The following is a 21,223-nucleotide window of genomic DNA, read 5'->3' as shown; positions in this document are numbered from 1 at the left end:
ACGATCACATTAAAGGAAGCATTTGATTCTTCTTTCTCACCTTAATCACTTTTGCACTAAGCTGGATATCGCTTGATTATGAATTGATCTTAAATCATTTTTTGACATTTCTCAACTCATTTAGACAAAGTGTATTGTATACATTTGTGACGTTTACTTACTACATGGAAACCAATACATCTTCAACAGGTCTTCTCGGACTGGAGCATTTAAAAAGTTCCTTACTAATATCTTTATTGTAGAGTAAAGAGTTGGGAGTTTGTGAGATGAAACTTCTTATTATTTCAAAGCAAAAGATTGTTCTTGCTGGTTTTTTGGTACTTATTATCATTATTTCTATTTATATTTGGAAAATAAAGTCTAAAACATCCCTGGTATTATCAGAAACTTACTTTATGGCTCATACTGAGAAAAAAGTAGCTGCCCTTACTTTTGATGACGGCCCCGATCCGCCTTTTACTGAACCCATACTCAATATTCTTAAACAAAAAGGAGTAAAAGCAACATTTTTTGTGATAGGGGAAAATGCTAAACAAAACCCAGCGTTCATAAAACGGATAGTTCAGGATGGTCATGAAATTGGCAACCACAGCTATACTCACAATAATAATCAAAGTAAAATGCTCTCAGAAATACGAAAAACAGATGAAGTTGTTTTTACAGAAACCGGTGTACATACGCATTTTTATCGTCCACCTGGCGGATATGCATCAAAAGGCGTAATCGCAGCAATTAAAAAGCAAGAATATATCTTTACTCTTTGGAGCGTAGACAGTAAAGATTGGCGCCGGCCGGGAGTTAACCGTATTATGAATAATGTTATGAGCAAAATGTCTCCGGGAGCAATAGTCCTCTTTCACGATGGGGGAGGTTATCGGAGCCAAACTGTTGAAGCATTAGGAAAGATAATTGATACCTTACGCTCTGAAGGCTACAGCTTTGTTACTTTAAGCGAACTCAAGGCTTTAGATACAGTTCCGGATAATAAGGTATTCCCTCTTAAATAAACCTCAAGTGTATACAGAGCCCAAATGAGTCGAGCTGAACGATGGCTGACCGGATTATGCCTTCAAGTCTAATTCGCTTTGTGAACAAAGTTATCCAAAGCTTTATCAATTTTTAACCAGCCTAACTCATTCGGATGGGATGGATCGGACATAAAGTACATGTCATACTCATCTCCGGAAAAATCAGCGAGAGCAAAATTATATTGCTTCGCCATCTGACGTACCTGAGCATAGTATTTTTGACGCTGTTCTTTCGGAAAACCGGTATAATCATACCAATATCCATTGACGGGCTGGATTATAAATATTGGATCAGCCCCCTCATCTTTGAGGACTTTCATTAAGAGCTCAAGATCGTTATATTCCTGTGATGGGTAAAAGTGCGCCTTGGATTGGGAATTCTTGAGCTTTACAAGGTTATCTTTATTTTTATCAAAATAAGTATTGGTTACTCCAAACGGATTGTTGCTTTCACTTACCTTGCCATCTGCTATTGCCTTTTTTTCAAGAGCTGACCAGTTCGGAAATTTGTTTGATGGTTTGGCGGCAGCATTTTTTGCAATTTCTTTAGCGGATAACTTTTTAACGTCCTTGATCGTCTTAACGGCGTCTTGAATTTCAAGGGCCGCTAATTCTACTTTAGCTTCCATCCAATAACCCGTTTCTAAAACATAAGGTAAAAAACCGGGTTGGTTATAATTTTTTAAGTATCCTTCTAGGATCGGATAACTTTTCTTAATCTCATCAAATTGAAGAAGACGTTCAGCCATATCCGTTTTTGTCTGTGAAGTTATCGCAGGATTAAACAGCATTTTGTAGATCTGCAACGCGGAAAAGTTAGCTCCAAATGCAGCTTGAGAAATCCCGTTGCCGCCGAACCACTGAGCAGAAAGCGAAAGTGCAATCTTCTTCCCTTTTAAATCTTCGCCGCCCGCATATAACGCTTGAATAAGATCTTCTGAGCCGGCATGGCCGACTAAATAAGGCAGCCAACCTGTAGGTTTTCCCGCATAAAATTTTGTAGGATTAAAAGCTCCTCCATAGCTAAATTCCGAACTGCCATATATCGGCAACACATCTGAGGATTTAATAACAATACTTTGCAGAATTGTTCCCTGAAAAAGATCCGGGACCGGTGATTCAGCCACCGTTTCAATAACACCCGGTTTTATATAGGTGTTTACCAACTTTTGAGTGATTGGCCCCATAAACAGAATGGTTAAGCTAAAAAGCAAGCTAGCTACTCCAAGAGGTATTAATCTATGACGCAACATACATCTCTCCGCCTCAATATGTGAATGACACGTTGATTATCACTGTATAAATAATAATTACTTTTTTTATATATTATCTATTTTTCAGTATGATATAACAAGCTTAAAATTTGCTGAGAAAGCACAAGCAACATACTATCTTTGGGCATTTTCTTGGTACAAAATCATCTAACTATGCAAAAGAGTGCAAAAATCCGAAATGACTTTGCACTCTTTTAAATAATCTAAAAACTCAGCGGCTCATTTAAAGACTCTATTTTACTGAAAAGTTGATATCGGAGATTTGACGATTGTCGGGTACAAAGTTCCAACCGCCTATTCTTTCTTCAACTTCAAATTGATAGCTATGTCCAGAAACCAAGTTATCCCCCGATACCAGCTCACTATTCCGACCCTTGTTTGGGTCTACGAAGTTTAAAACCCACGTATTTGTACTTAGGTCCTTTAGACTTACCCAGTACGAAACGATATATTGGCTGTTAAAGTCCTTCCAGTCGTATGCATTCCAGCTTATCGTCAGATCAGTTTTAGTGACTGTTCCTCCGTTGCTAGGTGAAATAAATTTTGCGGGAAGAAGGGTATGAATCATGAGTTTATTACCAAGAGTTGTACCATTCACATACCACTCTTTGTAGTTAGAAGCAAAATGGTCAGTACCCGTGGTTGCAGCAACTTCGACCGAGTAGCTATGTCCTTCTGTAAAGACAGAACCCGGGATAGTATAACTGTCGACGACATCACCAACATAGGCCCAAAAAACCTCTCCTGAAGGAAACGCTGCTAGGTCACGAACTCTAATCAGATAATTGGGAGCCTTAAGTGGCGTCCATTTTAAAATTAAGTCTTTTCTAGGATAAACATAGCCATCCCAAAATTCATCAAAATACAGAGTGTTCTCTGTAAGATTGAAGTTCGTGAGTGAGGTGTCTGTTGCACCTAAAATTTTAGGTCCATTAGGGACCCTTGAGGTGGAAGCATTAGGCGATGCAGCAGCACTCGACGTTGAACTTGCCTGAGATGAGGTTGTTTGTTGTTTGGTCGCCTCAGCTGTATTTTCACTTGCTTGAGGCTGGTCTGCAGAATTTGAATCTTGACTCGGGGAACTTTGTGTTTGTGCAACTGTACTATCGACCGATTCCTTTGAATCCGATGTTTTTGAAATTGTGCTGCAACCGACTAAAAGTATTGATGAACATAATAAAACGCTTAAAAGTTTTCTCATCTTATGTATTTCTCCCCCGCCCTAAAAGCCCAGGAATGTATGGAATCGTGATTTATCTTAGATTTCATGGTAAAATCTATTTCCAGTTTGAGGATCATAGTAAACTTTAAGTTTTTTGCCGTTAACAGGGTCAATGAAAACCTCATCCGTGACTACATATCCTTTGGGAATGTCAGTTCCATGATTCCTTCGGTAGCGTTTGTTCCAAATAAACCATGAAAGCAAAGCAATGATGAGTAATCCACCGTAAATTAATAAATTTATTACTGCGGCTATTCCCATCTTAAATATCTTTCTCCACTACAACCGCAGTTCCATATGCCACAATCTCACTCATCGTCTGTCCAATTTCGCTCGAATCGAATCTCATCATGACAACTGCATTTGCTCCCATAGCTTGGGCATTCTTTACTAGACGGTCTACGGCTTGTTTTCGTGTATCTTCAAGTAATGCCGTGTATTCATGGATTTCCCCACCGACAAGACTGCGCAACCCAGCCATTATATTGCCGCCTAAACCTCGGCTACGAACAACGACACCAAACACCTGGCCTTTAACATCTGTCACTTTGAACCCTTTGATATTTTCGGTGGTAACTACTAGCATGTCATCGCCCCCTCGTACTCCTATTTTACTTCAACTCATTGATGCAAAGCAAAAAATTACTTACTTTTATAACTAAAAATCAGCCTTTACTAATTTCCCTGGAATTTTTAACAGCTCACTCTTCTCCAACTGTCCGCCACATGAGAAATGGATATCGTTGTGCTGCCATGTGAGCATATATTTTATGCCCCCGATATCGAATCTTATTAACTCCCCCACAACCTCAGTGTCAGCAAATTCCAACTCTACAGTTTCCCTGGTTACATTAGGTGGAATATTGGCATGAGGCATAGCCCCTTGAGTTATTACTAACAAGGGATGTTGCTCTCCCAAAAGGGTGTAGCTGCTGAGCAGAACACCTTTCCCATCTTTTATTTCGGCCCATTGGTACTTTACCTTAAAATTCTTATTGTCGATAACGTAGGGAGCAAAACCCAATATTTGTCCTGCCTTCTCCAGTGATATTTCTTTAGGAAAATTGACTTCTTGACCGCTCTCCTCTTCGATTGTCACATCTTCCGGCAGCTTCAGTTCGAACAGATTATCAGTTAAACCCTGATTTATTCTAAGTTCTCTGACTTCCCGGCGGTTTACCAGGTCTCCCTTCACATTATAATATTCCGTTAAAATTGGCATCCAGGTTTCCTTGTCCATCCAAAGGTGTGTATTCATTTCTCCTAATTCGGGAACTTTCTCGACAAATTGAACATGCAGCGTTGGTCTGCCCTGAAGATATTCTGTACCCAAAATCCGGCTGGATTTATTCTCGGCCATTGCCTTTAAACGTTCTGGAAAATTCAAGTTCGTACGCTCCCTGTACTCCTGGCTCAATTTGATTTTTTGGGCTTTTTGGGTTGCCGCCATCCAGCTTAACATGAAATCATCCTTAATAATGAGGGTCATTGAACCCGTTAAGGGACTGTTAGCTTCTGTACGGTAAAGATCAGGTTTCTTGAACCAAATATGAGATGTCATTGTCATCGGATTTCCATTCTCAAAGGAAATATCATCAACTATTTCCTCGTAATCGCCTATTTTTTCAATAACCATTTGCACTTTTCCCTTAATCTCATTAGCAGAAAGCGTGATTTTACCCATTATCGAATGCAACAGCATCAGAAAATCCTTGTGTTTTTTCAGTTCTTGCTTCAACTCCAAGTTTTGCTCCAATTCATGGTCAAATGCACTTCTTTGCACCGCATCCATAGTTCCTTCCAAATAATCATAAATTCTATCACTTAAAACAAACTGATCCGTAGTCATGTCATCCCGCTCCTTTGTCTTATAATTGTAATGATTAAGTGTCTCCTGCAAACGGGTTCGTGCCCGAAATAACCGTGATTTGACCGTTCCCAAGGGAATATTGAGTTCATCAGCCACTTCCTTTAAGTCCAAGCCTCTTAAGTCTATATCCAAAAAAACTTGCTGCTGTCCCAAGGGAAGCCTTTTAATCGCTTGAGAGAGTTCCAGCTTAAGGGCTAAATAATCCTCGACAGGTGGTCCGTTTTGGATCAGCAGCTCCGGATCGAGACCATTTGTTTCCTTGTTACTAAACCTCAGTAAGAGATATATTTCATTAGTTAAAATCCTGCGCCACCAACCGATAAAAGCGTCATCATCTTTCAATCTGGACAAATTGTTGAAAACCTTGAGCATGGTATTTTGCACAGCGTCTTGAGCTAAATCTTTATCTCTCAGCAAGTAAGAAGCATGACTTAATGCTTGTGGATATATCTTTTGCAACAAAAGTTCCCATGCGTCAAGATCACCATTTCGGGCTGCATCAATTAGATCTTTCTTCACTTTTTTAAATAATTCACCTCCGTCAACAACATTCCTTGATTCCTTGATTCCTTGTTTCCTTACTGACTCATAAATTTGATCACCAGAAATGCGTTTCACTAATAAGATTCAATGATCATCTGAAAAGTTCCCTTATAATAAAATTTTTATTCCCTCCAATAATTGACCAGATCCCCATGCCGTAGACTCCCTATCTCTGGAAAACCGTTCAATAATAAAAAAGCGTCCTCCTTTCACTATCAAAGTGAAGCGAGGACGCTTGTAATTAGTTGTTATAGAAGCAAAAAGTAGCGTTGTTTTAAGAACCATAAACTAGTTTTCGTATAGCCCTTTTAGGATTACTTCCATGTAGTAATTGTGTCGACTGGTAAACGATAAGAAGGACGCCCTTCAGCTGCTGCTTTACCAATTGTGATAATTATTACTGGAACATAACGCTCTTTCTCTAAGCCAAATGCTTCTTCTATATTTTCTTTATTATAACCCCCTATTGGGTTTGTGTCATATCCATACGCTCGTGCAACTAACATAAACTGCATGGAAACAAGACTAGCATCAATCAGCAGCCAATCACGCAAATCAGGTTCAGGTTTATTTGTATCTAGATAATCCACAAATTCCTTAAACCGTGGTAACAGTTTATTCTTCATGTCTTCTGACATAAAGCCTTGTTCAACAGAATTGTTATAAATCATATCTAATTTTTCACTGAATTTCTTATCACCAAATACTGCAAGCACCGCAGAAGAAGTCGCTATTTGATTTATATTCATTTTTGAAAGCTCTGCCATTTTTTCTTTACCTTCTGGTGTATCTATTACAACGAAATGGTATGATTGCGAATTTATTGCTGATGGCGCACTCATCGCTTCTGCTAACATTTCGGTCATTTCTTCTTTACTGATTTTTACTGACGTGTCATAGTTCTTAACTGAATGGCGCCCCATTAAAACTTCTTTAAAATTTACATTTTTCATATTTTCAACTTCCTTTTCCACATTACTAATAAAGGATTGTGACTATTGCATTTTAACAGTATGATGTAGAAATAAACAGTCTATAATCACCATTTTTCATATGTTATAATTAAATTAAGGAGAATATTCTAACCCTAGGTTCAAATTGTTCTTATTATACGTATAAGGTTTGTTTCAATTTTTTTACTTAAGATAAGACGGTCTTTAGCCATGCTAAAAACCGTCTATTTTTGTGTCAAAATCAGGAGAACAATCATGACAATCATGTTTCACATTTATGACGTTTATTTCCAACGAACCTTGGCCTTTTTACGAGGAACCGTCCGATAGTATTTGACCTTCGGATACCCCACAGCCATACAGGTGATGATTTCCTCATCGGGTTTCATCTCCAATATCGCTCTGATCTCAGAATCTTTATTGGCTATACGGACAAAAAAGCCGATAAAGAACGCCCCTAGCCCTTGCGTCACAGCCATAAGCTCCATGTTTGAAGCAGCCAGGCCCGCATCCACCTTGCTGTTTGCGACTGTTAAAAGAAGCACGGGAGCATAGCGAAAAAGAAAATCGCCTTCGTCCAAATTGAGGCCCGACATATTATATCCCGAATCACCAAGTGTTCTTAACTGTTTCTTGGCCAGCTCCCTTAGCCGAGGAATCTCTTTCTGTACCACAATGTAGGAGACGCCTTGCCGGTTCGAAGCCGTTTCTGTGTATCGACCCGCTTCAATGATCTTTTCAATCTTTTCCTGTTCAACTTCTTTATTCTGATAATGGCGAACAGAGCGTCTGAATTTCACCACATTCAAAAAGGTTTCCGGATTAATCGTAAAAGATTCTTCTTGATAATCCTTAATTTCAGTCATATCACCATCTTCAAGGCTAACTGCGTTCTGTGGACAGATCGCGATACAATGGCCGCACTTAAAACAGTTTTGATGGAGAGAGACTGCACTTTCATTCCTTAATTCAATGTCTTGGGTTAAGCAGTCGTTGACACAGAGGCCGCAGCTAATGCATTTGTCAGGATTGATTTTAATTTTGAACATCTTTTACCCCTTAACCTTCTTTTATTTAGATGAAATCTCTATTTGAGTGCTAAAAAGGTGTTCTTGGGACATTCCTTTCTTTACTTCACTTGACTTGGCGTGCTTTTACCAAAAATCTTTATTATTGCCATTCCCAAGCTTCTATCGGGTTAGACGCTTTTCCCGACTCCGTGAATTCAACTGCTTGGAGTACTGCTCGACCATATTTGTTCACCCCATTATCCCCCTTTGACCTGTGGAAGCCTGATATTACCCTAACTTAACCATAATCTCCCTAAAGCTCTCCAAAGTTGCTTCGATATTCTCAACAATTTCCATAGCAAGTACATCCGGATCAGGAAGGTTATCCAAATCTGCCAAACTTTTATCCTTAATCCAAGTAATGTCCAGACTTGTCTTATCCCGGTTTATGATTTCTTCATAAGTAAATCTTCTCCATCTACCCTCCGGATTGGTTCCCTCATTCCAGGTTTCCACTCGTTTGAATCGTTTTTCCGGATTATAACAATCTATAAACTCTTCTAGATCTTCAACCTTCAAAGGATTCTTCTTTAGTGTAAAGTGGATATTAGTCCTGAAATCATAAATCCAGACTTCCTTTGTCCAGGGATCTTTACTGGCTGGCTTATTATCAAAGAAGATAACATTGGCTTTTACACCCTGTTTATAAAAGATTCCGGTTGGCAGCCTAAGAATTGTATGAAGGTCCGATGTCTCAAGTAACTTTTTCCGAACGGTTTCACCCGCGCCACCTTCAAATAACACATTGTCAGGTACTACAACTGCTGCTTTGCCATCCGATTTGAGCAGCGTCCGGATGTGCTGCACGAAATTCAACTGTTTATTACTGGTCGTCGCCCAAAAATCCTGACGATTGTATGTGAGATCGTCACTTTCCTGTTCACCCTCTTCATTCGTAAAAGTCATACTGCTCTTTTTGCCAAAAGGAGGATTCGTGAGGACATAATCGACGCGTAACCCTGTATCTGCAATCAAAGAATCTGCAGAAGAAATGAAATTATCGCTATCAATATCTCCAATGTTGTGGAGAAACATATTCATTAGAGCTAATCTTCGGGTATTAGCTACGATTTCATTGCCATAGAACGTATTGAATTTCAAAAAATGCTTCTGCTCTTTGTCTAAATCATGATTGTTAACGATATAATCATATGCTGCAAGTAAAAAGCCCCCTGTCCCACAGGCAGGATCGGAGATCGTTTTCATGGGCTCAGGACTTATGCACTTAACAATCCCTCTGATAAGCGAACGAGGTGTAAAATATTGTCCCGCTCCGCTTTTTATGTCCTCGGCATTCTTCTCCAGTAATCCTTCATAGATTTGGCCCTTGATATCCGTACCCATAGTGCTCCACTGCTCTTTATCAATCATGTCGATCAGTTTATAAAGTTTAGCTGGATCTTGAATCTTGTTCTGGGATTTTGTAAATATCTGACCTAAAATATTCTTTTGTTTGCCTAATTCTCGAAGTAACTCAACATAATGGCTCTCTAATTCAGCTCCTCTTTTTTCTGTAAGACTCTCCCAAGCGTACTCCTTAGGTATCGACAATTTCCTATTATAAGGTGGCTTGGTAAATTCGTCAGCCATCTTTAAAAATAAGAGATAAGTAAGCTGCTCCAGATAGTCTCCATAACCCACCCCATCATCTCTTAAGGTATTGCAGAAGCTCCATATCTTTGAAACTACGCTTGTTGTATTATTGTCGCTCATTTCTTTGTTCCCCTCTTACCTGGCTTCTTTACTGGTTCTTGTGGTTATTGTGCTTCTTTCTCTGCCCTTATCCTTTCCAGAAGTTTTTCCGCTGGTTCTTCATTTGGATCTTGTGGAACAAGCTTACCCTCAAAGGCTTTTTTTAGAATGCTCTGTCTAAGCGCTTCCGCTTTGTCAAGGCTTTGCACGATCGATTCTTGAATTTTATCGCAGACAGATAGACGAAATTCAATTTCTTGAACGATTTGAGATTGTTCTTTTTTGCTAGGTATAGGAACTAGTAAATTTCCTAAAACGGTCATGTTTATTGATGCTAAGTTTACAGTCTGTTTAGCCTTTCTGTAAAAGTATTTTTTTGCCGTTTCAGACTGTGAATAATACGCAATATACTTAGGTACAAAAAATTCTCGATATATTCTTGCTCTAAAAATATGGTTTTGATGAACACACTCAATTATTTCATTTTTCCATATGGTTCCTCTTCCTAATTTATCTTTATCACCACCCTCAGTGTAGAGGATATCATTTTCTCTCAGTAAGTACTTTTCCTTTTCGCTCTCAAGTAATTCTATATCCTTAATCTCCTTTAAATCCAAATAACCATCTTGAACATTGGCAACCCGAAGGTACGGTAAACTAATTGTTTTTTTATCCTTAAAGTCTCGACCTTTGGTGATACCTCCTACCAATTCTGCAATATTTTTCAACTTCAACCATTGCCAGATTGATGGTATCAAAGGCAACTTAACATTTTCGTCAAAAGTTAATTCAAATTTAACGTTAATTGTACTATCTTTTTCCTTCTTTTCTATATCCGTATTAATCTTTTCAAGTAACTCCTTTGCATTATGTAATCCCTTCTGAGCCTTCCTCCACTCCTCCGTCAGCTTCCCTTCAAATGCACACTTTAACACAGCCTGCCGGTAAACCTTCAACTGCTGCAGTGCCGTTTTGAGGCTTTCCACACCTTTATCCAGTTCACTGAATAGCTCCTCAATCTTGGCTACGATGCGGTGTTGTTCGGGGAGAGGAGGGAGCGGAATTTCATTAGCTTCAAATTTTCCTTTAGTAATGTGTACCATTCCTGAACCATGCGTTTCTGAATATAGCCTAATAACTATATTGTCTAACAAATAATATAAGTATTTTTTGTCAATAAACTTTTGGGGTAAAACTTTAAAGATGTGTTGATTTAACCAAGCTTCACCATTATTCCAAATATAAGCTCCAAGAGATGCCGACCAAGCAAAGAGTAAATCTCCTTTTGATACTTTGTATTTTCCCTCGTATACTCCTGTCGTGTAATGATACTTCGCATCCGGATTATTAAGATTTTGTATACGTATTATTGGTAGACCTTTTCCTTCCCATTCGGTTGGTTTAAAAGCCTTACCATTTTCATAATTTGCAACTTCTCCCAGTTGAGCTACCACCCAATTAAAAGGTAGTTCCTTTGAACTCTCCATTTCTTTATGCCACCAATCCCTCGTTCAATTCTGCAATAATTTCCTCTGTCTGATCTCCAAATAACTGCCACAACTTACCTAATCCGCCTTGAGCATCAAAGGGTGCATAGTCTAGGTCTTCCTTATCCAGGTGAAAAGACATGGCAATATGATCTTTAATCATCCGTAGCCACTCCATTTGCTCGGCAGTGAATTTTAACGGTCCTGCCTGCTTTCTAAATACCCACTCCTGAAAGTTCTTATCAATTATCTTACCATAAGAAGTAATTAAACTGTCAATTCCAATGGCCCTTCTTACGATGGATACAAGGGCAACCAATTCGTTTTTCGGATTTCCGCCTTTTACATTATCGACTACTTCATAAGCCTGCCAAACTCTAAAAGGTGCTAGTGTAGGCATGTCTAGCGTTAACTTTTCTAAAAGATTCTTAACCATAGCATAGGTTAAGTCCCTTCGTCTATAGGGTTCGCTATAAAAAATCTGTAACGCAGTGATCTCATCTTTATTCTTTTCAATGTAGGCCTTGAAACTCTCTACCGTTTCTTTCGCTTTTTCCCCTGCATCGACATCCCAGCCAGCATATTCAACCACATCTTCGTTAATCCTGTCGATTACTTGCTCATGAACTTTTCGGACATTATCAATATATGTATTGACTTCACCCGTGAAAACAACGGCCGCTTTTTGAATGAACTCCTGTTGGATAAGATCCAGTTGTGCTGGCTCGGGACTGCTCTCCAAGGAAATATTAAACCGTGATCTGGCCACGGCTTCAATTCGATCAACATCGTAAGCATCGAGTAAAGCCTTAGATACTTGCTTTAAGTTCTCCCCGTTCGTTTTTTGTTGAAACTGTTCCTTTTCCTTTTCAGTTAACTGCTTTTCGAGCCGGATCAGGCGACTGGCTAGAGATGTAAACAAATCTTCATCTCTAGCCCCAACTGCCACCGCTCCGAGCAAATCTTTAAGTGAGACCGTTGGTTTTCTTTCCAATGGTCTACTATCTGTTTTAAGAGATTTCGTAACCCCAATGGCATCTACAATCGCAAAATGATCCTTGGTGTATTGAGCAGAAGGAGTTACCTTACGCAAATCATCCAGCGAAATAGTTCGCGTCCCTCTCCCTTTCATTTGCTCAAAGTAATTTTTGCTCTTAACATCGCGCATAAAAATCAGGCACTCTAATGGTTTCACATCAGTACCAGTTGCAATCATATCCACGGTAACGGCAATCCTTGGATAATAGTCGTTACGAAATTGTGCTAATACGGATTTGGGATCTTCCTTAGAATGATAGGTTATTTTCTTACAAAAAACATTACCTTCACCAAATTCTTCGCGAACGATGTTAATAATATCATCAGCGTGGCTGTCCGTCTTAGCAAAGATCAAGGTCTTTGGTACTTCCTCTCGGTGGGGAAATATTTCAGGCAGCTTTTCCTTAAAAGTTCTAATTATGGCTCGGATCTGGTTCGGATTCACGACCTCGTTGTCAAGTTTCTTTGAAGAGTAAACCACGTCTTCGTCTAACTGCTCCCACCGTTTACGACGAGTCAGTTTCTCTCTACGGTCAACATATTCACCACGCCAAATAACAGCGCCTTTCTTCGTAATCTGAGTTTCGATTAAATACACATTATAGCCAACATTAACGCCATCTATAACCGCTTCTTCATGCGTGTATTCACTAGCGATATTCTGATTAAAAAACCCAAAGGTTCTTTTATCTGGAGTTGCCGTAAGTCCTATCAGAAAACCATCAAAGTACTCTAGTACCTGTTTCCACAAGTTAAAGATGCTTCGGTGGCATTCATCTATAACGATAAAATCAAAGAACTCAATCGGCACTTTTTCGTTGTACACCACTGGCACCGGTTCGCGCTTTCCCCATTGTACTTCTCCAGGGTTCGTCTCCTCTACTTCTTCAGTCATATCTTCATCTTTCAAGATCGAATAAAGTCGCTGGATGGTGCTAATACAAACCTGGCTGTCGGTTGCTACATATCTGGATTTAAGACGTTGAACATTATAAAGTTCGGTAAATTTTCGGTTATCATCATTGGGAAGATAAGATAAAAACTCCTGCTCAGCCTGCTCCCCAAGATTTTTAGTATCAACTAGGAAAAGGATGCGTTTAGCCCTAGCATATTTCAAGAGTCGATAAATAAAAGTAATCGCTGTGTAAGTTTTTCCTGAGCCGGTCGCCATTTGGATCAAAGCCCTAGGTCTATTGTCCTTAAACGATTGTTCCAGGTGGTTGATGGCACGTATTTGGCAATTGCGAAGTCCCTCTGTCGGCAATTCGGGAATATCCAAGAGTCGACCTCTGAGTGACACCGGATTTTTTAGCATTTCACGGAAAGCCTCGGGACAATAAAAGGTAAAGACTTCTCTTGCTCTTGGTTTTGGGTCACGGTAGTCTGTAAAATGAGTAATGGTCCCTGTACTCTCATAAACAAAGGGTAGTTGATCGTTATTTAAATATTTAAGCTTGCTCCCTGCATACCCTGCTGCTTGACCTTCTACTTCGGTAAGCCTATACCCTTCTTCCTCTTTTTTAGCTTCTATAACTCCAATCGGTTTTTGATCAACGAACAGTATGTAATCTGCAGGGCCAACATCCGTCTGATACTCACGAACAGCAACCCCTACTCCGGCAAACAGATTGATCTGCCCTTTATTTTGGATCACCCATCCACATGCAATAAGTTGCTTGTCGATATTATCTCTTGCCTTTTGTTCAGGATTCTGGTTCATTTTCTCACTCCTACAATTTAATTTCTAGTATCCGCCATCTTTTTTATAGTACCCTCAAGGTTATAAATCCTTTAGTCCTTAATACTTTCATTCCATATATCTTGGCTAAATATTTTCCCTATCCCCTCATCCGTTTCCAATAATCCTGCATTTGTTGAACCATTCCATCTCTATACCATTTTACTTGCTTCGGAATTTGAGGGTATGGATGATAGCAGTAATATTCTTTGAACTCCATATCATGGGGAGGTTCTTTGCAGAGGGCAAATATCCATTTTGCTTGATTTAATCTCTTTAAAATATGAACCTTACGCTTCTTGATTACTGGGCTTGGGTCAACCGTCCAAGCCAACCACACCCAGGGGAAGTGATCTAAGTCTGTAAATGTGTTATAAAGTACATCTTCATATAAAGGTTGGCTCATTAACCCATTATACTCGTCAATAGCTACCTTGGCTTTGGCTTGTTCAGTACGTAGGTTAAATAAATTCCGAATCTCTAAATAGCCCAGTAAATTAGGATGTGACAGTTCTAATATATAAGCTATCGCTAGCATCGTATCATCCATTTCCAGTTCCTGATCGATTGCTTCATAATCTCCATCTTTATCTAGGAATTTCTGCCATTGTGTTGGTTCCCCCAATTTCGAACTCCCAGGATTGAGCATAATTATCAGACCTAACGAGTCATTGGAGTTTCCCCATTGCAAACGAGCCTCTGTACGAAATATATGATCTCCTCTTTTCTTGAACGTGCCATATGCGTTTGGTAACATCGAATTCATCTCCCAAGATAAATTAAGTCTCCTCCTGGACCGCGACCGTCCATATGCGCTTTAAAGGTAGTTCTGCTTTAATGTCAGCATCCATCCGGTCATAGTTAGCAAAGAGAGCTTCCAAAAATTCTTTTTGGGACCATAAGCGTACGCGAAAGAAACTTGTGGCGAGTTCTTTTTGAACATTACTCTTAAATCCACTCCAAGAAACAAATAAACCCTCTTGAGCTCCGAATTTAGTAACCGCACCTAATAATTTGTCTACAGTGGGACGATCAATAGGAGTATCCCCCGATTTAACTTCAACGCAAAGTCTTGGTATTCCAAAACCTAGTGATCCCGTACCTGCTAGGATATCTACACCACCGTCAGCTCCCTCCGGACTACGATAGGTAATATATCCTTGAGCAATAAGGACCGACTCAACCAAACGAGTAAACTCGTGTCCTTTAAAACGAGCTGAAATTAATCTAGAAATTGAGTCATGCGCAAGTGCTTCTATATCAGTATCTTCAAGCCCATCGTCGATATTGTGCGTAACTTTAGATTGGGTTGTAATGCTTTCTGCTTTCCAACCATTTGCTCGCATGGCATTAATACGAACTTCTGCATTATTACGTTGTACGCGACAAATAGTCAAGAAAGCGCCAAATGTATAGAGTAGGTCTTGTCCAAAATTTGCTCGAGGAATTGCTTCACCTATCCATTTTACTGAACGCCAGTGATAGAAAGGGTTCTGTGCGGAAGAATCATAGGTATATTCACCAGTAACTTCACCAATCTGGATAGCTGGTTGTGTTTTAAGTGGCAAAATCACAAGATCACCCTTTTTAATCTCGTGGGCAAAAGGCCATACCTGACTCACCCAATTATGGATAGTCTTTGGCTTGGCATCTTTATATATTGAAGTCATCTTTTCCGTTAAATCAGAACGATGGAAGAGCTTTCCCATGTCTATATTAAGGTCATCCCATGTGACGTATACTCGATTCTCTTCAATGAATTTATTCTCGTTCTCACCATGTGAGCCTGCACGGATTAGCCAAATAGCCATATTTTAACCTCCAATACTGTTGTCTCAGTGTCTGCGCTATATAAAGGTTAACAAGAATGGATTACTGCTATGAAATTGCCTTTATAAAATCCTCCCAATTTTCACATGAGTAGATCTTCTCAAAATCTTTTTTCCAGAAAGTCTCACATTGGCTCTCCGGAATACCCACTGCAAATTCGTGAAAAAACCTTCTCCTGGGAAATATGTATCGTGGTTGAGTACAATTGCAGATATTCTAGGAAATCCAAGTTCTTGTGCCAAATTAGAGATTGCACCCAATTGGCTTATTTAGATTTCGAGGAAATATTACACTAATTAAATTCTTACTTAACTCTCGACATGTAATATAATTTCTTGGCCCCTCTGAGCTACTCCTACAAGAATTATGGCTATCTTCTTAAGTAATTGTCTATTCATAGTATCCCCACCTCTAGAAATTATTCTTCTTCTCATGTAACTTCCTTACCTAATTCGATGAACCAAAGTGCACCAGGTTTCTTCTGCTTACAGAGGAAAGAGTCAACCAAAAAGTAGACTCTTTCCTCTGTTGAGATCACTGATTAAAATGAATTGAAGAAGTCTTCAACCTGAACAGTACTTTCTGGCTGTACCGGCCTAAGCGCCGTCTGAGCTTCTTCTACATAAACGCTCGAAATTCAGCTACATTTAGAGCGTTTATAGCCGAAACATCATCCAATTTTTCGCGAAACTTTAGTCCATGAACCTTATTTGAATCATAGGCAAGAATCTCTTTTTTACCTTGAAAGCGACGAAATACTAATAAATTAAATTTTTTTGCTAAACATCCACCTTAATAACCTTAGTTGCTCGATCCACATATTCATCATTAAGCTCCACTTGAACTTTCCCTCTCCGTCGTTTTTCACGCCAATCTTTAAGTTGTTCTTCTGTCTCCAATTTAAGTTCAGCGATCTCCTCCGCCCTATCCATCATATAGGCTGAGGTAAATAAATGCGTATAGACCCCATACCCACCAGGTTTAATTGCCTTCTTGAGTTCCTTCCAGCATTCAATCAAGAAAAGGATATACAGTTTGTTTTCAGTTCCAGGTCGAGGCTGACGCACTTTGATCTCATAGCGGCGAACAACCTGCCAGGAACGTATTTTCCCGATCCAAGTAATTCCACATTTTTGGGTCCCAAATTTCAGGTGCGATTGATAAAGTCCAACCCACTCTAATTGAGTTAAAAGGGATTGTTCTTTCATTAAAACATCTAACGGAATCCAATATAGCTGGTTCTGATAACATATGTTAAACTGCGCTTTATCTCTAACAGATCCAATTAGAACATTTTTCCCTTGGAGCTGATTTTCATAATATTTTTTCGTCCCTCGTGGTCGAGTTGAGCGTTCATACGCTTTTTCAGGACTATCTAAAATAAGCTCATCGAGGAACTCTTCCATCAGATGGGTGCTATTGGGCAAAAAGGGAAATGCCCCGATATTGACTTTTTTAATACTTTTATAAAATCGATGCTCGCGAAACTTATCTTCATCTGCGTATGGAAATAAGACATAAGCGCCAAACATACTACGTTCAAATTCACCTGTCCCAGTATTTTCGACCATAATTGCGTCCCGGTAGCGGTGCATAGTGTTGATATCTTCTTCCTCTGGACCAGGTGAACCATATTTTTGGGCATAAGTTGTACCTTCATAGGATGGATTTAAGCGATACTTCGCATCAAAAATGTATTTGTATTCAACTGATGAATTTTCTTTTTTAAGGGTTAAAACATTATCTGGGCGTTGTGCCAAAGTCGGAATACTGCTGGCATCTTCGCGAGGAAGGGCATTATAGAAGAGCGTAAAATACTCATCATTTAAAGGATTACGATAAGTGACGCTCGCCTTTTGCGAACGATCAAGTGTTACAAAGAGTCCCTGACGATTTACCCGAATGATGTCTTGCCGAACAAGCTCATATTTTTGCTTGAGAAGGCTATGAATTTTGAGGAAACACCAATATTCATATAGCTGGGCTAGATCCTTTAAGGATAATCGAAAAAGATCACCTTGGATAGACAAGCCTTTCATAAGAATTAAATAATAGCGGTAGACTTCCCGGTAACCGGGAGCCATTTGAAGAACTAGGGTAATCGAGATCTGCTTTAAATCGCTGATTTGGCTTAAGAAATTAAAGGAGAGGACACGTTTAAGTTGAACCGACATATTCTCGATTTTCTTCAGCAATAGCGGATCAGGAACGCGATCCCGTTGAATAATTCGCTGGCGTAACGTTTTAAGCTTCGCAATTAGGCGTTGAAGAATCCACTTCAAAAAACGATTTTCTGCTGTGTCATAGTTCACCTGGCGACGAGTTTCGAGCGCGTGGCTCGGGTAATAAGCTTTCCCTTGGAGCAAAATCCGACCATGTTGAGGATCTTCTACTAAATATTGGGGATGTTTTGTAAGATATACGAGATTAGCTTTACCAGCACGTTTCACTTGATCAGCACGCCGGACTTCATGAACAGGTACAAGTCGATGATGAGGTGTTCCCTGGATCCGCTCAACTGAACTGATTAGATGTTGAAAAAGTGAATTGAGTAGCGTGAAAAACTCAGTTAAGCTTTGATCGGGTGTGTCTTTTAAGCCCATGAGTTGGTAAGTTTTACGAAGAAAATCAAATGAAAGATTATATATTTGAGCATTTACATCCGTAAGAATCGCTTTATAGTCACTTTGATAGTCAATTTTGCTCGGAAAGATTTCTAAGCGAAGGTTCAGAATAGACTCACCGTGTAAGCGAATATCGAGGTCTGTATATCCTACTTCACTATGAAAATTAAGGACTCCGGCGAGTAGGTTCTTACCTAAGGGATTGATAGCTTGGCGAAATAGAATATTCTCATGAAAAAAAGAAAATTCTGCATCTATCTTTTTCTCTAATACAAACTCATAATTTTGATTTTCATAAAATAACGGATAAATTGAGTCTTCTCCCCAGGGGAGTAACTGCTCATGTTGTGGGGAAAAGACTTGGACAGAATGAATATTAAGTCGAGATGCTGAGGAAATATCTAGAGTTGCTTGAACCCACTCATCTTCAGAATTTCGATGCAAGTGGAGTGATTCGACCGTAGGATGAAAAGGCTTCCCTTGAAGATAAAGATCGAAAAGATCGGTTTCAATCCGAATAAGCTCCACACTTTTTTTAAGCAATCCAGAACGAGGTAAAGCCATCTTCCTCTAACCTCCGCAGCATAAAAGCAATTTTGCGCGCACTTTGCGGAAAACGTGCCGAAGGTGCAACTTGTTGTCCTTGTTGAAAACCTAAATATAGTGGAGAAGCATCTTCCATAAATTCTTCAAGATTGAGTCTTTGATCGATTGCGAAAGCCATTAATTGGAGTAGTGCTCGTTTAATTGAGGCATGACTACCCTGAAGTCGAGGCAGAATTTTTTGTAATAATTGCAGATCAAAAGCCTCATCTTCAGGAAGAAGTTCAAACCGTTCATTATTGACCATATAGAAACAAATCGTATCCCTTACCCGAAATCCGACATTTGAGTGGACAGCTTCTAGAATCTTATTAACTTCCATTAAGCGTTTTGTCGTCCGTTCGACAAGAGCTTCATTTCCTAGATAAACATCTTTTAGGAGAAGGTAATTACTCTTTAAAAAGGAATTTGGAACCACCAAATTATTCAAGTCTCTTTCAGGTTCATTTAAGGATTTAACCTCAACTTTTGGAAAATGGTTTAGGTCAATTTCATTAAACTCAATCGTTTGAGCTCGGTCCAAAACTTTTTTACTGAACGGTTGAGTTGTTTCATCCATATTAACAGTTCCTATTATATAAACGTTCTCAGGAATCTGAAGTACTGATGGATCATCGCCCCCTTCTCCCTCGCTATCCATACAATTTGCGTCTTGCTTCTCGATAAGAACTCGTATCTCATCTTCTTCGAGCAGTGCATCGGTGATTATCTCTCCAACTTTCCAACGTCTTGTCTCCATGACACTGAGAATGTCGCTGAAATAGTGCTCAACTCGTGCAAGGTTCATCTCATCGAGGCAAACAAAATAAGGCTTGTCCTTTTGACTCAGTTGTGAAGCTTCCCAAAAAACTCTAGTTAATTTTCCAGGTTTAAATACGCCGGTAAGATCACGATAGCCCAAGAGATCAGTAGGGTCACTCCAATCCGGACGCACGGGAATCAAGGTAAATCGACCGTTCTCTTCCGTCGCACCAACAGCTTCAGCAAATAGCTCAACCAGTTTCGTTTTACCTGTTCCTGAGATTCCGGCAAGAATCATAAAAGGTTTCGTTTTTAAAGAAAGATAGAAGTTCTCAATTAGCCCGGAAGGAAAGTAAAAACCGCTCTCTTCGATGAAAGCTTTTATGCGAGATAACCACTCAACTGGCATAATATTGAATTCTTGGTTAAGAGAGTGTTGGTCCATATCTTCCTGCCCTTCTAGTTTCTTCATTTTGTGTTTTACATAAAAGGTATAATCCTTAATTAAGTTCCTTAAATCGGATTTGAGAATTTCATCGTCAGGAAGGTTATCTCGGTCATACCGAATATAGGCAACAGTTGAAACCTGGTAATCACTACCGATCCCTGAAGATGTGAGATTGATTTGATCATCTTTAGTCATTAAATCGAAGGGAAGTAAATCTCTTAATTCTTGGACCCGATGTTTCAGCAGTTCGTATCCCTCTCGTTTGCCTTGCTTAAGTGGAATGGTAACACCTTGATTAAAGGTTAAATAAACAGATTGCATATCTTCAGAAAAAAGATAAACGATATATTCACCCTGCTGAGTCGTTTCCGTTATGCTTTTATCCATGATAGCAAGCCAAGGGATATTAGCCCAGTTCCCCTGACCAACAGAACCTTGGACTTTATAGCGGTCTGTAATAAAAGGGAGTTTTTTTATTTCATCAGGAAAAGTGTGCCGCACTAAATTCCCGAGAGGATGTCCACTAAAAGGTTGAGCTTTAGCGCTTAAATAATGGTTCATGAGCTGATCAAAGAGAATTTTTATAGAAACATTGGGAGTTTGAATTTTATCATAGTAATTCTCTAATTCCCGGTTTGCCTCTTTTCTTAAGCTTACTAATGTGGAAGAACTAACTTGTTTTTCAACTTCGGTTCGAAATCGAATACGATCCCGAGATTTATCGACATAGATTATATTTCCAAGTGCGTTAATAGGATTATTTAGTACCGTCAAAATTTGCGAAGTTGATGCCTGCTGCCAACTCTTTCCGATACTCACTGGAGGTTCATCAACAATAAGCTGTTTATGTTCTCTTTCAATTAGGTAGTTTTTAAAATGCTCAACAACACGTGATAAGGAAATTTCACGTGGTGTCTCCCCCATTTCATCTAACATACTTAGCATAAGAAGCATTTTATATGATTTTTGCTTTTGGTCGAAAATTCCAGATAAATTTTGAGGTAAAGGCATCTTCTGATCCTCCGAAAAAGGTAATATGTACCTTTAATATACCATAGTAAA

15 protein-coding genes are annotated in these 21,223 nt (G+C 39.3%); 1 reads left to right on the top strand and 14 read right to left on the bottom strand.

From position 1 onward, the window contains the following. Positions 1-266: 266 nt before the first annotated feature. The gene (locus ACHOLT_RS12855; protein WP_425801252.1) at positions 267-1,007 is read left to right on the top strand and encodes a polysaccharide deacetylase family protein; all 741 of its coding nucleotides are present in this window, start codon (positions 267-269) and stop codon (positions 1,005-1,007) included. 68 nt (positions 1,008-1,075) lie between these two features. Here ACHOLT_RS12855 and dltD read toward each other — a convergent pair whose 3' ends face one another. The 14 genes from dltD to ACHOLT_RS12785 form a co-directional block, all read right to left on the bottom strand. Then, positions 1,076-2,281: a D-alanyl-lipoteichoic acid biosynthesis protein DltD gene (gene dltD / locus ACHOLT_RS12850; protein WP_425801249.1), complete on the bottom strand. Its 1,206-nt coding sequence runs from the start codon at positions 2,279-2,281 to the stop codon at positions 1,076-1,078. A gap of 253 nt (positions 2,282-2,534) precedes the next feature. After that, positions 2,535-3,503: a hypothetical protein gene (locus ACHOLT_RS12845; protein WP_425801246.1), complete on the bottom strand. Its 969-nt coding sequence runs from the start codon at positions 3,501-3,503 to the stop codon at positions 2,535-2,537. Positions 3,504-3,560: 57 nt separating this feature from the next. Further along, positions 3,561-3,785, bottom strand: a complete 225-nt coding sequence (locus tag ACHOLT_RS12840) for a hypothetical protein (RefSeq protein WP_425801244.1) — start codon at positions 3,783-3,785, stop codon at positions 3,561-3,563. 1 nt (position 3,786) lies between these two features. Next, positions 3,787-4,110: a heavy metal-binding domain-containing protein gene (locus tag ACHOLT_RS12835; protein WP_425801242.1), complete on the bottom strand. Its 324-nt coding sequence runs from the start codon at positions 4,108-4,110 to the stop codon at positions 3,787-3,789. Positions 4,111-4,182: 72 nt separating this feature from the next. Further along, positions 4,183-6,012: a sigma-70 family RNA polymerase sigma factor gene (locus ACHOLT_RS12830; protein ID WP_425801240.1), complete on the bottom strand. Its 1,830-nt coding sequence runs from the start codon at positions 6,010-6,012 to the stop codon at positions 4,183-4,185. A 239-nt stretch (positions 6,013-6,251) separates the two neighbouring features. Then, positions 6,252-6,911 carry a nitroreductase family protein gene (locus ACHOLT_RS12825; protein WP_425801238.1) on the bottom strand — a complete coding sequence of 220 codons (660 nt, stop codon included), beginning with the start codon at positions 6,909-6,911 and terminating at the stop codon, positions 6,252-6,254. A 263-nt stretch (positions 6,912-7,174) separates the two neighbouring features. Beyond that, positions 7,175-7,939, bottom strand: coding sequence for a nitroreductase family protein (locus ACHOLT_RS12820; protein WP_425801236.1), 765 nt, complete (start codon positions 7,937-7,939; stop codon positions 7,175-7,177). A 249-nt stretch (positions 7,940-8,188) separates the two neighbouring features. After that, positions 8,189-9,673 carry an N-6 DNA methylase gene (locus ACHOLT_RS12815; RefSeq protein WP_425801234.1) on the bottom strand — a complete coding sequence of 495 codons (1,485 nt, stop codon included), beginning with the start codon at positions 9,671-9,673 and terminating at the stop codon, positions 8,189-8,191. Between the two features lie 44 nt (positions 9,674-9,717). After that, positions 9,718-11,139 (bottom strand): restriction endonuclease subunit S, encoded by a 1,422-nt coding sequence (locus tag ACHOLT_RS12810; protein ID WP_425801231.1) that lies wholly within the window; start codon positions 11,137-11,139, stop codon positions 9,718-9,720. 4 nt (positions 11,140-11,143) lie between these two features. Then, complete coding sequence (locus tag ACHOLT_RS12805; protein ID WP_425801229.1) at positions 11,144-13,897, bottom strand: DEAD/DEAH box helicase family protein; 2,754 nt, start codon at positions 13,895-13,897, stop codon at positions 11,144-11,146. 118 nt (positions 13,898-14,015) lie between these two features. Beyond that, positions 14,016-14,672 carry a hypothetical protein gene (locus ACHOLT_RS12800; protein WP_425801226.1) on the bottom strand — a complete coding sequence of 219 codons (657 nt, stop codon included), beginning with the start codon at positions 14,670-14,672 and terminating at the stop codon, positions 14,016-14,018. A gap of 22 nt (positions 14,673-14,694) precedes the next feature. Continuing rightward, the gene (locus tag ACHOLT_RS12795; protein WP_425801224.1) at positions 14,695-15,726 is read right to left on the bottom strand and encodes a restriction endonuclease; all 1,032 of its coding nucleotides are present in this window, start codon (positions 15,724-15,726) and stop codon (positions 14,695-14,697) included. 798 nt (positions 15,727-16,524) lie between these two features. Further along, entirely contained in the window at positions 16,525-18,933 is a 2,409-nt protein-coding gene (locus ACHOLT_RS12790; RefSeq protein WP_425801221.1) for a DUF2357 domain-containing protein, read from the bottom strand. Next, positions 18,905-21,172, bottom strand: coding sequence for an MrcB family domain-containing protein (locus ACHOLT_RS12785; RefSeq protein WP_425801219.1), 2,268 nt, complete (start codon positions 21,170-21,172; stop codon positions 18,905-18,907). The genes ACHOLT_RS12790 and ACHOLT_RS12785 overlap by 29 nt, the downstream gene beginning before the upstream one ends. Positions 21,173-21,223 lie beyond the last annotated feature (51 nt).

It is taken from the genome of Desulfitobacterium nosdiversum, from assembly GCF_049860565.1.
Lineage (GTDB): Bacteria > Bacillota > Desulfitobacteriia > Desulfitobacteriales > Desulfitobacteriaceae > Desulfitobacterium_A > Desulfitobacterium_A nosdiversum.
This window is presented reverse-complemented; position numbering and strand designations above follow the sequence as displayed.